Annotated in this window: 14 protein-coding genes; 8 read left to right on the top strand and 6 right to left on the bottom strand. The window is 49.8% G+C overall.

Annotation, left to right across the window (positions count from 1 at the left end):
* Window positions 1–328: 328 nt before the first annotated feature.
* Entirely contained in the window at window positions 329–679 is a 351-nt protein-coding gene (locus ETF27_RS08585; protein ID WP_147785720.1) for a hypothetical protein, read from the bottom strand.
* Window positions 680–821: 142 nt separating this feature from the next.
* Here ETF27_RS08585 and ETF27_RS08580 point away from each other — a divergent pair, with 142 nt between their 5' ends.
* The 6 genes from ETF27_RS08580 to eno all read left to right on the top strand — a co-directional run bounded on the left by ETF27_RS08580 (window position 822) and on the right by eno (window position 5360).
* On the top strand, window positions 822–1250 hold the full coding sequence (locus ETF27_RS08580) for a D-Ala-D-Ala carboxypeptidase family metallohydrolase (protein WP_130829856.1): 429 nt from the start codon (window positions 822–824) through the stop codon (window positions 1248–1250).
* Between the two features lie 179 nt (window positions 1251–1429).
* Entirely contained in the window at window positions 1430–1918 is a 489-nt protein-coding gene (locus ETF27_RS08575) for an HU family DNA-binding protein (protein WP_147785719.1), read from the top strand.
* Window positions 1851–2174, top strand: a complete 324-nt coding sequence (locus ETF27_RS11715) for a smalltalk protein (RefSeq protein WP_147785718.1) — start codon at window positions 1851–1853, stop codon at window positions 2172–2174. Before ETF27_RS08575 ends, ETF27_RS11715 begins: the two co-directional genes overlap by 68 nt.
* A 71-nt stretch (window positions 2175–2245) precedes the next feature.
* Window positions 2246–2497 carry a hypothetical protein gene (locus tag ETF27_RS08565; protein ID WP_147785717.1) on the top strand — a complete coding sequence of 84 codons (252 nt, stop codon included), beginning with the start codon at window positions 2246–2248 and terminating at the stop codon, window positions 2495–2497.
* Between the two features lie 362 nt (window positions 2498–2859).
* Window positions 2860–3825, top strand: coding sequence for an SPFH domain-containing protein (locus ETF27_RS08560; protein ID WP_147785721.1), 966 nt, complete (start codon window positions 2860–2862; stop codon window positions 3823–3825).
* A 227-nt stretch (window positions 3826–4052) separates the two neighbouring features.
* On the top strand, window positions 4053–5360 hold the full coding sequence (eno, locus tag ETF27_RS08555; protein WP_130829859.1) for a phosphopyruvate hydratase: 1308 nt from the start codon (window positions 4053–4055) through the stop codon (window positions 5358–5360).
* A 254-nt stretch (window positions 5361–5614) separates the two neighbouring features.
* On the opposite strand, the gene ETF27_RS08550 is transcribed toward eno, so the two are convergent.
* Window positions 5615–6358, bottom strand: a complete 744-nt coding sequence (locus ETF27_RS08550) for a hypothetical protein (protein WP_130829860.1) — start codon at window positions 6356–6358, stop codon at window positions 5615–5617.
* A 429-nt stretch (window positions 6359–6787) separates the two neighbouring features.
* Here ETF27_RS08550 and yihA point away from each other — a divergent pair, with 429 nt between their 5' ends.
* Together yihA and ETF27_RS08540 are read left to right on the top strand one after the other, a co-directional pair.
* Window positions 6788–7405 (top strand): ribosome biogenesis GTP-binding protein YihA/YsxC, encoded by a 618-nt coding sequence (gene yihA, locus ETF27_RS08545; protein ID WP_130829861.1) that lies wholly within the window; start codon window positions 6788–6790, stop codon window positions 7403–7405.
* 5 nt (window positions 7406–7410) lie between these two features.
* A complete protein-coding gene (locus ETF27_RS08540) occupies window positions 7411–9189 on the top strand; it encodes an ABC-F family ATP-binding cassette domain-containing protein (protein ID WP_147785716.1) in 1779 nt (592 codons plus the stop codon).
* A gap of 5 nt (window positions 9190–9194) precedes the next feature.
* Here ETF27_RS08540 and ETF27_RS08535 read toward each other — a convergent pair whose 3' ends face one another.
* The 4 genes from ETF27_RS08535 to ETF27_RS08520 form a co-directional block, all read right to left on the bottom strand.
* The gene (locus ETF27_RS08535; RefSeq protein ID WP_130829863.1) at window positions 9195–9728 is read right to left on the bottom strand and encodes a 5-formyltetrahydrofolate cyclo-ligase; all 534 of its coding nucleotides are present in this window, start codon (window positions 9726–9728) and stop codon (window positions 9195–9197) included.
* Complete coding sequence (locus tag ETF27_RS08530) at window positions 9725–11377, bottom strand: S41 family peptidase (protein WP_130829864.1); 1653 nt, start codon at window positions 11375–11377, stop codon at window positions 9725–9727. Before ETF27_RS08530 ends, ETF27_RS08535 begins: the two co-directional genes overlap by 4 nt.
* Window positions 11358–11807, bottom strand: coding sequence for a deoxycytidylate deaminase (locus ETF27_RS08525; protein ID WP_130829865.1), 450 nt, complete (start codon window positions 11805–11807; stop codon window positions 11358–11360). Before ETF27_RS08525 ends, ETF27_RS08530 begins: the two co-directional genes overlap by 20 nt.
* Before the next feature lie 83 nt (window positions 11808–11890).
* Entirely contained in the window at window positions 11891–13990 is a 2100-nt protein-coding gene (locus tag ETF27_RS08520; RefSeq protein WP_130829866.1) for a M3 family metallopeptidase, read from the bottom strand.
* Between the last annotated feature and the right edge of the window lie 120 nt (window positions 13991–14110).

The raw sequence follows: 14110 nt of genomic DNA, 5'->3' as shown, positions 1-14110 counted from the left end.
AGCGGACAGTAATAATTAAAATATGATAATTATCGTGATGCAATCTTTTCCACCAATCCATATGGCTGTAAAAAAGGAGAGGTGTGTGCGTGTTGTCCCCATCGTCGGGGCAGCCACTTCGCATGTGTCAGCATGAATACATTTTCTCAACCGTTGTTTTTCGGTATGATTTGTTTTATTTTGTTTGCAAAGGTAGGTGTAATTTTTCAGTCAAACAAGTTTTTTTAAAATTTTAAGATAAAATTTTCTCTGCCCGTCGCCATGAAAAAAGAGGACAAAAACAGAGCGGCGGAGGACTTTCTTAATTGGTTGATAATCAGGATAATATTTATTGTGATTCGAAAGGTGAGCTTTTGCCTTGCAAATCATGACCTTTTGCACTGCAAAAGCTTAGCTTTCGGCGTGCAAAGGTTGGGCTTTGGCGGGATGGGATGGAAATATTTGTGACACTGCCGAACCGCACGTGCAATTCCGATGCGTGTTGTTCCCCGGATGGGAGCGCATTGTTCCAACCGGGGGACTTCATTGTTCCGCCAATGGAATTTTGTTGTTCCGCCAATGGAACCTTGTTGCTCCGCTCACGGAATTGCATGATTCCCTCCGACGGCTGAGGTTTGGATGCTCGGAAATGGCTGATAATCATGCTGTCGGACATGGGTATGGGAAAGACTACACACATTACTACACAATGAAAACTTGATATGGGTCGGGCAATGTCGTACCTTTGCAACCGTAACGGATAACCCCACACTGCGCAAGGACACGGAAAGGCGGATGGGGGGAACGAAAACACCGGTCATGAACACACACAGACGAATACCATGAAAATAGATTATGAAGAGAACCTGACGCCCCATTTCACCGTGGGCGAGATGTTCCGCTCGGGAACGGCGATACGCCTCGGCATCGACAATGAGCCGGCGGCGCATCCCTCCGACGGACTGACGAACGAGGAGGTGGTGGAGAACCTGAGAAAGCTCTGCGAACACGTGCTTGAACCACTCCGGAAGAGGGTGGGGCGCGTCGTCGTTACGAGTGGCTACCGCTGTGGCGAACTGAACAAGGCGGTGGGAGGCGCACGCCACTCGCGACACCTCACGGGCAGGGCAGCCGACATCTACGTGTCGGACACGGCGATGTGTCGGAAGTATGCCGCCATACTGCGTGCTCACACCCCTTGCACGGAACTTTTGGAAGAACCGTTACGGTCGGCACGCAAACGATGGATACACGTGGGCTACGACGGATGAAGCAGAAACAAAATGCGAGACACCTTAATATATTAATAAGCAAGACGGCTCGGCTGTCGGAACCGTTTTGACAACAACAACAACAATTTTTTTTTAATCTGAAACCCATTCCCCGCATCGCGCGGAAACCACAAACGACAGACCCGCGACACGGAGAATAAAAAACACAAATTGACATTATGGCAGTAAAGTACAGAATGTATCAGGACAACCGAAAGAAAAGTAAGACAAAAGGACTTTGGTTCGCTCGCGCCGTCATGGACGGCACGGTGGGCGTGAAGGAACTCTCCGAGCGCATCAGCGACCGCTGCACCGTAACCGAGGCAGACATCCTTGCGGTGATATCCGCCCTGGTGAAGGAGATGAGCTACGTGCTGAAAAGCGGCAAACGCGTGAAACTCGAAGGCTTCGGAAGTTTCAAGGTGGGCATACGCTCCCACGGCGAAGGGAAGAACAAGGACTTCACGGCGGCAAAGAACATCTACGACCCGCACATCCTCTTCCGTCCCGAAACACGCGTGGACGCCGGCAAACACCGCGTGAAAACCTTTCTCACCGACCTGAAGCTGGAACAGGTGAAGAAGTACGTGGGCGCGGGCGATGAAACCGGCAAACCCGGCGAACCCGGCACCACCGGCGGAACTACCGGCGGAAACGCAAATCCCTAATGCCGGCGCACAAACAACACGTGAACCGGAAAAACAATCACCAAACCGCGAAACGAGCAGAACACGCGGCGGACGGCACAAGGGGGAACCACGCAAGGCGTTCCCCCCGGCTGTCGGCTCGGGAAGCACTGCTCCGATTCGCCTAAAAAACAAAACAAAGAAAATGAAAAAAGAAACTTGGAAAATCGTTCTTCAGGTGATGATTACCATCCTCACCGCCATCGGAACCACATTGGGCGTAACCTCGTGCATGTAGGTTCAACCCCCTTCTCATGAACGCACGACCCGTCATGACGTAGAGGTCATTACCACATCAATTGTAAGATTATGGTAAAGACACAACAACCGTCTGACCATCAGACCGCTACGAAGCAAAAGACCGACAATTTGGGAACTTTCTCCCGACCGAAAGGGAAGATTCCCCCGACCAAAACGGAAGATGAACGCGACAAAACAGTAGGCTGTTGGGCAGCAGGGGCGACAAAAAGGGAAGAAAAGAGCGGAGAAGCGGGAAAAAAACGAAAAATTGTCGATTTTCTTTACAAAACAAGGATTTATTACTTCAATTCATCCGGTTGAAACCCGGGAAAGGCAATGAGAAACGAGAGCCGAACAGTTTTTGGCGAGTTCTCATCCTCCTTGTTATCAGCGAGTTGGGAAAGAGCCGACAAATAAGTAAGCTTTCTCCCGCTTCATTTCATCCGCCACGGCGACAAAAAGGTAGAATTTTGAAAATAACGAAACTTTACACTTTTTTGTCGCCGTTTATATTTTTATATAAATAAGCAGACTGGCATGACAACGCCTCGCACAACCCGATTGGAGGAATGGGACTTCGAGGTTAAAGAAACCTAAAACACAAGGCGGAAGTTTGGAAGATGGATGATAAATCCGTTACCTTTGCGACATCAGATAAAACCAACCTTCTAAACAACACATTTATGGAATCGAAAGAATTTACATTCAAAGGCATGACCCTTAACGGTTTTCTCATGCTCACACTCAGTCTTCTGTTGTTGCCCCTCTCCCTCGCCGCTGTCATCGAAGGCGGCATCCGGCTCGATGCCGACCAATGTTCCGGTGCGTGGCTGATGCTGCTCGGCGTTCTGCTGCTGGTGGCGTTCATCGTTATGCTGTGCGGTTTCATCCGCGTGGAACCCAACGAAGCCCGCGTGATGATGTTCTTCGGGAAATACAAAGGCACCTTCACCCGTGTGGGATTCTGCTGGGTAAACCCCTTCATCAACACCAAGCGACTCTCGTTCCGCGCCCGCAACATCGACGCAGAACCCATCAAGGTGAACGACAAATCAGGAAATCCCGTCATGATTGGCATGATGCTCGTCTGGCGACTCAAAGACACCTATAAAGCCATCTTTGAAATCGACTCCGAGTCGATGGCACAACCCTCGGCAGACAGTGAGAAAATGAAGACGCGCAACCTCATGATGGCATTCGAACGATTCGTGCGCATTCAGGGCGATGCAGCCCTGCGACACGTGGCAGGACAATATGCCTACGACACCCTCGACGACGATAAAGAAACACAGACCCTGCGCGAGAACAGCGAAGAAATCAACCGCCTCTTGGTGCAGACCCTCGACGAACGACTCGAAATGGCAGGAATAGAGATTTTGGAAGCCCGCATCAACTATCTGGCTTACGCACCCGAGATAGCCGCCGTCATGTTGCGCCGCCAACAGGCAAGCGCCATCATCTCGGCGCGAGAAAAAATTGTGGAAGGAGCCGTGTCGATGGTGGACATGGCACTGAAACAGCTTGGCGAGAAAGGAGTGGTGGAACTCGACGAAGACAAGAAAGCCGCCATGGTGAGCAACCTCATGGTGGTGCTGTGCAGCGAAAACGGCACACAACCGGTGGTGAACTCCGGAACGCCCAACGCCTGACCCCCCACACACCAATATGTTATTTTCTGTGAAATACTTGCAAACCTCAATTTTTATGCCTAACTTTGAAAGCACAAACAAAGACGGGTAGGCAATGGCTCTCGGCGCGATTAGGCAGGAAGGGACACTCCGCTGCCGAATCGATGGCAACGGAATCATGCTTCCCCGCTCGTTTTCAGGAAACATAAAAAAGACAGATTAGCATAAAAAACAAAAAAAATCAGAAAATGAAGATTGAAAAAATTCATGCTCGCGAGATTATCGACTCGCGTGGCAATCCGACGGTAGAAGTAGAAGTAACACTTGATAATGGTGTAATGGGTCGCGCAAGCGTGCCCTCAGGCGCATCCACCGGTGAAAACGAAGCATTGGAACTCCGCGACGGCGACAAAGCCCGCTTCGGAGGAAAAGGCGTTTTGAAGGCAGTGGAAAACGTGAACAACATCATTGCACCCGCCCTCAAAGGATGCTGTGCGGCAGCACAACGCGCCATCGACCATAAAATGCTGGCTCTCGACGGAACACCCACGAAGAGCAAGCTCGGCGCAAACGCAATCCTCGGCGTATCGCTCGCCGTGGCACAGACCGCTGCAAAAGCACTCGGAATGCCCTTGTATCGCTACATCGGTGGCACGAACGCTCACGCACTGCCCGTTCCGATGATGAACATCATCAATGGTGGCGCACATTCCGACGCTCCCATCGCATTCCAGGAATTCATGATACGCCCCGTTGGTGCACCATCCATGAAGGAAGCACTCCGCATGGGCGCGGAAGTGTTCCACACACTTCAGAAAAACCTCAAGAAACGCGGACTCTCCACAGCTGTGGGGGATGAAGGCGGATTCGCACCGAAATTCAACGGCATTGAAGATGCACTCGACTCTATCATGCAAGCCATCAAGGACGCCGGCTACGAACCCGGAAAGGACGTGAAGATTGCAATGGACTGCGCCGCTTCAGAATTTGCAACCTGCGAGAATGGCAAGTGGTTCTACAACTATCGTGAACTAAAGGACGGTATGCCGAAAGACCCCAATGGCAAGAAACTCACTGCAGAGGAACAGATTGCATATCTCGAGGAACTGATTACGAAATATCCTATCGACTCCATCGAGGACGGTCTCGACGAGAACGACTGGGAAAACTGGGTGAAACTCACCGAGAAGATTGGCGACCGCTGCCAGTTGGTGGGCGACGACTTGTTCGTTACCAACGTGAAATTCCTTGAGAAAGGCATCAAGATGGGCGCAGCCAACTCCATCCTCATCAAGGTGAACCAGATTGGTTCGCTCACGGAGACACTCGACGCCATAGAAATGGCACATCGGGCAGGATATACCACCGTTACATCGCACCGCTCGGGCGAGACCGAAGACACCACCATCGCAGACATCGCGGTGGCAACCAACTCCGGTCAGATAAAGACGGGCTCCATGTCGCGTACCGACCGCATGGCGAAGTACAACCAGCTCATCCGCATCGAGGAAGAACTGTGCTGCACGGCAACTTATGGTTATGAGAAAATAAAATAAACATATCATATTATTAAAGAAGCAAATTGGAAAGTGGGTAGTCGTGAGACTGCCCAACTTTTTTTTTGGCTTTCCGGCGTGTGTCCGTTTGCGACGCTGTGCCAATCCATCGCTTGCCGGCGAACCTGCATAAAAAAAGAGTGCATCTTCATCGAGATGCACTCTTCTTATGATTCGGATTCAGTACGGTTTCGGGCAAATCTTCAGTTGGTTGCCCATGGCGAATACCAATTCCTTTGTGTCTTTGTCGTTGCTTATTTGGCAATGAACTTTTCTGTTTTCACAGAGCCGTCCTTGTATTCAATCTTCTTGATAACCACGCCCTTGGCAGCCTTTTCAATGCGCTTGCCGGTGAGGTCATAGTAGGTAACGTTTGAAACCTCGCCCTCGTTGGCTTCGGTGGCAACAGTCTCAATGCCGGCAGTTGCTTCTGCATCGAATGTGTACATTGAGGATATGTCGAGGTTATAGGTCCAACTCTTCTCGTCAGAGTAGTAAGTACCCAAACCGCTGATTAACGGTTTGGTAGCCGTGTTCTCTAATTTGATGTAGTCGCCATTGATGGTGTAGGTGATGTTAGAGAGCGATTCGTCGATGACAATCTTTTTTTTGTCATCGGTTTGCTTCATTATTCCTATCATTACACCCCATGTTCTGTCCTTGCTTACACCGATGCACTGACCGCAAGGAATGGTGATGGTGTTGCCGGAGATGGTTCCTTTCACCCAAGAACCAAGCTGCCATGTTGATACCGGGTTCTGAATATAGACCTGATTGTCGGCCGTGAACACGACTTTCATCTCCGGCAAGGTGTCTTGGTTGGCTAATGTCAGTTCATTCTTTTTCGTTTCAGGATTCGTCCTAACGTAGAACGCAGAACCTGCACGTTTGTAAATTTTCATGGTTCCCGCCGGAGCTTCCTTGATTGGGTTGAGGTCCTGAGCAGATGCTCCAAGGCTGAAGATAGCTACGATAGCTAAGAGTAAAAGTTTTTTCATAAGTCAAATATGGTTTAAATGTTAATAATAAATACAAGGTTATTACTTTATGATTTGCAAAGGTATGAAATAATTATTGATTTGCAAGCTTATTTCGAAAAAAAAACAGATTTTTTATTCAACTTGATGTTTTTTTCAACAAATTGTCAAACCAGCCATGGTTGATGACCGGCGAGAGGCAGCTGTCCCGGCAATATTTTTCAGCGAAACGAGGGAAGCACAAGGAATGTAGGTATTTGAAAAAGTTGTATTCCCATGGCGAAAAACAAAAAACGGAGGGCAAAGATGGGAAAAACGGAATATTTTGTGTAAGTTTGCAATTCAATAGCTTCGATGCTTCATTTCGCGCGAACAAAAGAATCATCAACGTCAGATTTCCAAGCATCGAATGTAACAAAATTAAGTATCAACCCCGACATTTGCAAGAAGATGATAATAAAAAAATCGGAATTTACCATTTCCTCGCCCACCGTTTCGCGATGTCCGAACGACAACAAACCGGAATATGCCTTCATTGGCAGGTCGAACGTGGGAAAATCGAGTCTCATCAACATGCTTTGCAATCACAAAGGATTGGCAAAGACCTCGTCGAAACCCGGTAAGACACTGCTCATCAACCATTTCATCATCAACAACGAATGGTATTTGGTCGATTTGCCGGGCTATGGTTACGCGAAGAACTCCAAGACGATGCGCAACAAACTTGAGCAGATGATTGCCCAATACATTCTGCAACGCAAACAACTCGTCAATGTCTTTGTGCTCATCGACATCCGCCACGAGCAGCAACTCATCGACCGCGAGTTCATTGATTGGCTTGGCGAGAGCAAGGTGCCGTTCTCCATCATCTTCACCAAGGCAGACAAGATTTCCGGCGGACGTGCCAAGAGCAATGCCCTGCTCTGGATGAAGAATTTGGAGGACCGCTGGACGGAGCTGCCTCCATATTTCGTTACCTCCTCAGAATCAAAGGAAGGGCGCGATGCCGTACTCGATTACATTGAGGAAATCAATCACAGTCTGAAAGCACCGGCAGGGGAAATCTGATTTTTATGGCGCAAACACCTTATTTAGACGTACAACGGCTGACGAAGCGATTTGGGGCGCAGGTGCTGTTTGAAGAGCTGTCGTTCTCGATAGCCGCAGGACAACGCGTGGGACTCATCGCAAAGAACGGAACCGGGAAATCAACGCTCCTCTCCATCCTCATGGGGAAGGAGGGCTACGAAGACGGGAAGGTTATCTATCGCAACGACTTGCGAGTGGGCTGCTTGGAACAAAATCCGGCGTTCAACCCGGACGACACCGTGCTCGATGCTTGTTTCAACCATGAAGGCAATCCCGAGAAAGTGCTCAAGGCAAAGCAGATTCTCACCATGCTAAAGATTGCCGACCTTACGCAGCCCATGCGACAACTCAGTGGCGGACAACAGAAACGCGTGGCACTTGCCAACGTGCTTATTCTTGAGCCCGACTTGCTCATTCTCGATGAGCCTACCAACCACCTCGACTTGGAAATGATTGTTTGGTTGGAGGAGTTTCTTTCGCGAGGCAATAAGACTTTGCTCATGGTAACTCACGACCGATATTTCCTCGACAACGTGTGCGACCTGATTTTGGAACTGGACGATAAGACCATCTATACCTATCGCGGTAATTACTCGTATTATTTGGAGAAACGGCAGGAGCGCATCGATAACGCGCGGGCGGAAATCCAACGAGCCAACAACTTGTACAGAACCGAACTGGAGTGGATGCGCCGCATGCCGCAGGCGAGGGGGCACAAGGCGCGCTATCGTGAGGAGGCGTTCTTCGAGCTACAGGCGAAGGCGCAACGCAGAATAGAGGAGCGACAGCTTCGGCTGAAAGCCTCGAACGTGTATATAGGAAGCAAGATTTTCGAATGTCAATACGTCTCGAAGACATTCGACGATAAAGTCATTCTGAAGGATTTTTATTACAACTTCGCCCGGTTCGAGAAGATGGGCATTGTGGGCAATAACGGCACGGGCAAATCCACGTTCGTCAAGATGCTGCTCGGACTTGTTGCGCCCGATGGTGGACGTTTCGACATTGGCGAGACGGTGCGTTTCGGCTATTTCTCGCAGGAGGGCATGACGGTTCGCGATGACCGAAAGGTGATAGATGTCATTACCGACATTGCTGATTACATCGACCTTGGTGGCGGTCGCCACTTGTCGGCATCGCAGTTTCTGAACCATTTTCTCTTTGAGCCGGAACAGCAACACAACTATGTGGCGAAACTCTCGGGTGGCGAGCGGCGCAAGCTCTATCTCTGCACGGTGCTGATGAAGAATCCCAACTTTCTCATTCTCGATGAGCCTACCAACGACCTCGATATTCAGACTTTGCAGGTGCTTGAGGCGTATTTGCAGGACTTCCCCGGCTGTGTCATCATTGTTTCGCACGACCGCTATTTCATGGATAAGGTGGTGGACCATCTGCTCGTTTTCAAAGGTGACGGCGTGGTGAAGGATTTTCCCGGCAACTATACGCAATATCGGGAATACTGTTCGCTCAAGGGCAGGGAGGAAGCCTCCGACCCAGATAAGGTGCGGAAAACCGGTGAGCGAAAGGATTATCGCAACGACACGCGTCGCCGCATGAGTTACAAGGAGAAACGCGAATACGAACAGCTTTCGGCTGACATTGACAGGTTGGAAGGGGAAATCAAGAGTATGGAAGATGCTTTATGCTCCGGCAGGTTGTCGATTGAGGAGCTGACGGAGAAAAGCAAACTGCTTCCCAAACTGAAGGAGGAATTGGATGAAAAGGAATTGCGCTGGTTGGAACTTTCCGAATTGGAATGAAAGAATCACAGCACCTCATCCACTTTCCAATCGTATTTTCCCGTTGGGATTTCGTTGAGTTTCTGAAAGTCGAAACAGATGCCGAGTTTGTAGGCTCCTGGCACTTTCTTTAGGAAGCGGTCGTAATATCCCTTGCCACGTCCGAGTCGGTTGCAATGGCTATCGAAACTCATGCCGGGCACTGCGATGAATTCTATCTGTTCGTAGTCGGTAAACAGTTCTCCCACCGGTTCGAGAATGTGGAAGGAGCTTTCCGCCATGTCTTCCGGTCCGGTGTAGTGGCGTATTTCCATTTCCGTCTCGCTGATGACCACGGGCAACAGAACGCGTTTTCCCGCTGCCACCATTTCATCGACGAAGTTGTGTGTATCGACTTCATCGGGCAGGGAATGATAGAGCATTACGGTGTGGGCGGCTTTCAGCTTCGGATGGTTGCGCAGTCGGTTGATGACGGGCAGTGAGAGCCGTTGCAAATCTTCCTTCGTGTATTGTCGTTTTCTGTTTCTGATTTCTTTTCTCAATTCCGATTTATCCATCATGTGTGTCTTTTATTTGCTTGGTTTCCCTTTGGTTTTTCCGGGAAAGCCTTGTTTTTCCTGAACACCTCAAGAGCCTTCCTCACCATTTTGTCATTGCGATTGACATATTGATTCCACGCCTGTTCATCGAGCATGTTGTAGATGATTCGGCTGTTGATGTAGTTTTCCAGCAGTGTGTGCGATTTTCTGATGAGGTTGTTGCGTCGTCTCAATCCGTTCTTTTCTGCATAGTTGGCGAAATCGTCCACGAGGTTTCGTCCGGCGAGATATTCCGACAGTGGTTGCATTTCTGTGAATTGTTTCAGCATGGGTCGGTTGTCATCGGTGTATTTGAAGGCGTATTGCAGGATGAGTCCGCTCACTGCTGCCTCCTTATAATAAGAGGTAACTGCCGTGGTGTCTTCCGGAACGAATATGTCGGGCGTGATTCCTCCCCCTCCATATACTGTTCTGCCGTTTGCGGTGTGGTAAGCCGGTCCGGTGTGTTTGATGCTGTCGCGAGAGAAGAATTCTCCGTGTTGGTATCTGGCAAGCAAGTCCTGTTCGTAGTCGGCTCTGTCGCCGGGTTTGAATGGTTTTTGTATGCAGCGTCCGGCAGGCGTATAGTATCGTGCTATGGTGAGTCGTATCATGCTTCCGTCGGGGAATTGTATTTGTTGTTGCACGAGTCCTTTTCCGAATGAGCGTCTGCCGATTACAGTTCCCCTGTCGTTGTCCTGTATGGCTCCGGCGAAGATTTCTGCTGCTGATGCGGTTCCTTCGTTGATGAGCACCACGAGTGGCAGGTATTGGTAGCTGCCCTTTCCGCGGCTTCTATATTCTTTGCGTGGGCTTTTGCGTCCCTGTGTATAGACGATGAGCTGATTTTTCTTCAGAAATTCCTCTGCCATGAGTACTGCGCTTTCCAAATATCCTCCTACGTTGTCTCGCAGGTCGATTACGAGGTGGTCGGCTCCTTGCAGGTTGAGTTGTTGCAGCGAGGCGAGCATTTCTGCATAGGTGCGTTCTCCGAAGTTTTTGATGCGTATGTATCCGGTGGAATCGTCGAGCATGTAGGTGGCTGAAATGCTTTTTGTTGTGATGTCGCTTCTTGTCAGTATGAAGTTTTTTGTTTTCTTTTCTCCGAACCTTCTTATTCCGATTTTCACTTTCGACCCTCTTGGTCCTTTCAGTCGGTGCATGGCTTCCTCGTTGGTAACGCTGTCGCCCACGAAGGGTCTGTCGTTGATGCTGACAATCTTGTCGCCTGCCAGTATTCCCGCCTTTTCCGCCGGTCCGTTTTTGATTACGTTTTGCACGTGTATAGTGTCTTCTCTGATGGTGAACTCGATGCCGATGCCGGAGAACGAGCCTTTGAGGTCGTCGGTAGCCTTTTGCACGTCTTTTGCGCTGATATATACCGAGTGTGGGTCGAGTTCTGATAGGATTTCGGGCAGTGCTTTCTCCACGAGTTCGTCGATGTTCACCGAGTCCACATATTGGTCGTCGATGATGTGCAGCAAGTTGTTCAGTCGGCTGCTTCCGCTGTTGATGATGTTCAGTCGGTTGCCTGCGAAGTGGCTGGTATAGAATGTTCCGATGAACACTCCGACGACGACGCTGAGCGCGAGCCACAGGGGCATGAAGCGATTATTTTTGTTCTGACCCATTGTCTTCCGGATTTAAGTATTCTACCTCTATGTTGGCGCGTCTGAGTAGTTCTATGCCTTCGGTGAGTCTGTATTTCTCCGCATAGACGACGCGTTTTATTCCTGCCTGAATGATGAGTTTTGCACATTCTATGCACGGCGATGCCGTAACGTAGAGTGTGGACCCTTCGCTGTTGTTGCCGCTTCGTGCCAATTTGGTGATGGCGTTTGCCTCGGCGTGCAGCACGTAAGGTTTTGTCAGTCCGTTTTCGTCCTCGCAAACGTTTTCGAATCCGCTTGGTGTGCCGTTGTATCCGTCGCTGATGATCATTTTGTCCTTCACCACCAATGCTCCCACTTGTCGTCTTTTGCAGTAAGAGTTTTCCGCCCATACCCGCGCCATGCGCAGATAGCGGTAGTCGAGCAGTGTTTTCTTGTCGTTTGTTGTCATCGTGGTTTTCTGTCGGTGTTCTTTTCCGTTGTGTTTGTGGCGTGTGTTTTCTGCCTGCTTCGGTTTTGTTTTCTCGCCTTTGTTTATTGTTTTCCCCCTTGCTTGTTTTTTATGCCGTTGCGTTCCAGCAGTGCGTCTATGGTGGGTTCCTGTCCGCGGAATCGTTTGTAGAGCGTCATGGGGTGTTCGGTGTTTCCCTTTGCGAGGATGTTGTCTCGGAAGCTTTGTGCCGTTGCCTTGTCGAAGATGCCGTTTTTCTTGAACAGGCTGAAGGCGTCTGCGTCGAGTACTTCTGCCCATTTATAGCTGTAGTAGCCTGCTGCGTATCCTCCTGCCATGATGTGGGAGAACTGGGTGGTCATGCAGGTATTGTCGAGTTGTTTTCCGATGATGGCTTTTGCCCATGCTTTTTTTTCGAATGGCATGATGTCTGCCTTGAACTCGTTTTTTTGTGTGTAGTAAGCCATGTCCAGCAGTCCGAAGCTGACTTGTCGCAGACACGCTGTTGCGACTTGGAAGTTTCGTCCCGCGATGATTTTGTCTATGAGTTCGTCGGGCATGGGTTCGCCGGTTTGGTAGTGGAAGGCGAACGTGCGGAGGAAGTCTTTTTCCACGGCGAAGTTTTCCATGAATTGTGAGGGTAGTTCCACGAAGTCCCACCAGACGTTTGTTCCTGATTGGCTTTCAAACCGGCTGTTGGCGAACATGCCGTGCAGTGAGTGTCCGAACTCGTGCAGGAAGGTTTCCACTTCGCTGAGTCGGAGCAGTGCGGGTTTTTCTGTGGTGGGTTTCGAGAAGTTCATCACCAGCGATGCGTGCGGGCGGATGTTTTCTCCTTCCTTGGTGATGCGTTGTCCCTGATATTCGGTCATCCATGCGCCGTCGCGTTTGCCTTTTCTCGGGAAGAAATCCACGTAGAGCACGGCAAGATATGTTCCGTCCTTGTCGAACACTTCGTAAGGTTTCACGTCGGGGTGATAGGTGGGTATGTTGTTGTTTTCTTTGAATGTGATGCCGTAGAGTCTTGTTGCCAGTCCGAAGACGCCTTTGATGACGTTGCTCAGTTCAAAGTAGGGGCGCAGTGTTTCGGGGTCGAGGTTATATTTTTCCAACTTCAGTTTATGGGCGTAGTAGGCGATGTCCCACGGCATGAGTTGGAAGTCGTTGCCTTCGTGTTTTCTCGCCAGTGTTTCAATTTCGGCACGTTCCTTGATTGCGGTGGGCTTGTAGGCGTCGATGAGGTTGTCGAGCAGTCGGTACACGTTTTCTACGTTTGCTGCCATTCTGTATTTCATGACGTAGTCGGCATAGGTGTCGTAGCCCAGTAGTTGTGCCATTTCTCTTCTCAGGTTGATGAGTCGTTGGCACACTGCGAGGTTGTTTTCGTTGTTGTTTCTGATGCCCATTGTGGCGCGTGCCATATAGAGTTGTTCGCGCAGTTTGCGTTCGTTGCTGTAGGTCATGAATGGACCGTAGCTGGGTTGGTCGAGCGTGATGACCCATCCTTTCCTGCCTTGTTCCTTTGCCGTTGTTGCTGCTGCCTCGCGCACGGTGTCGGGCAGTCCGCCGAGTTGTTTTTCGTCGGTGATGTGCAGCGTGAAGGCTTTGTTTTCCTTGAGCAGGTTTTGCGAGAATTGCAATGCCAGCATGGAGGCTTCTTCCGAGATTTTGCGCAGTTTGTCTTTGTCGGTGTCGCTGAGCAGTGCGCCACTCCTTACGAAGCCGTCGTAGCTCTCTTCGAGCAGTTTGTTTTCTTCGGGTGTCAGTTCGCGGTGTTTTTCGTGTACTGCCTTGATGCGCTTGAAGAGTTTGGGGTTCAGGCTCACGTCGTTGGCGTGTTTCGTCAGTATGGGGCTCATTTTTTGTGCCAGTGCGTCCATTTCGTCGTTGGTTTCTGCGCTGAGCATGTTGAAGAACACGGTTTCGACTCTTGACAGCAAGTCGTAATAGTGTTTGCGTCCCTTTACCTCGTCTTCTCGAATGAGGGTATTGTCGAAGGTGGGTTCTTCCGGGTCGTTGATGGTTTTCTCTATCTGTTCGTTTTCTCTGCGTATGCCTTCGAGCATGGCTTCCTCATAGTCGGCAAGGGTTATCTTGTCGAAGGGCACCGTGTTGTGTGGCGTGTCGTATGGTAAAAAGAAAGGATTTACGTGTTGTCCTTTCTTCTCTGCGGGGTTTGTCATTTTTTGTTCTCTTCGTAAATTCCCACAAAGTTAAGAATTTTCTCTGTAACAACAAGGGGTGGGCATGATTTTTAACTCAATTTATCCAACAGTGAGCCTGGGCGGATTCCATAAGCAAGT

The sequence above is a fragment of the Prevotella brunnea genome (genome assembly GCF_008016795.1).
Taxonomy (GTDB): domain Bacteria; phylum Bacteroidota; class Bacteroidia; order Bacteroidales; family Bacteroidaceae; genus Prevotella; species Prevotella brunnea.
This window is presented reverse-complemented; position numbering and strand designations above follow the sequence as displayed.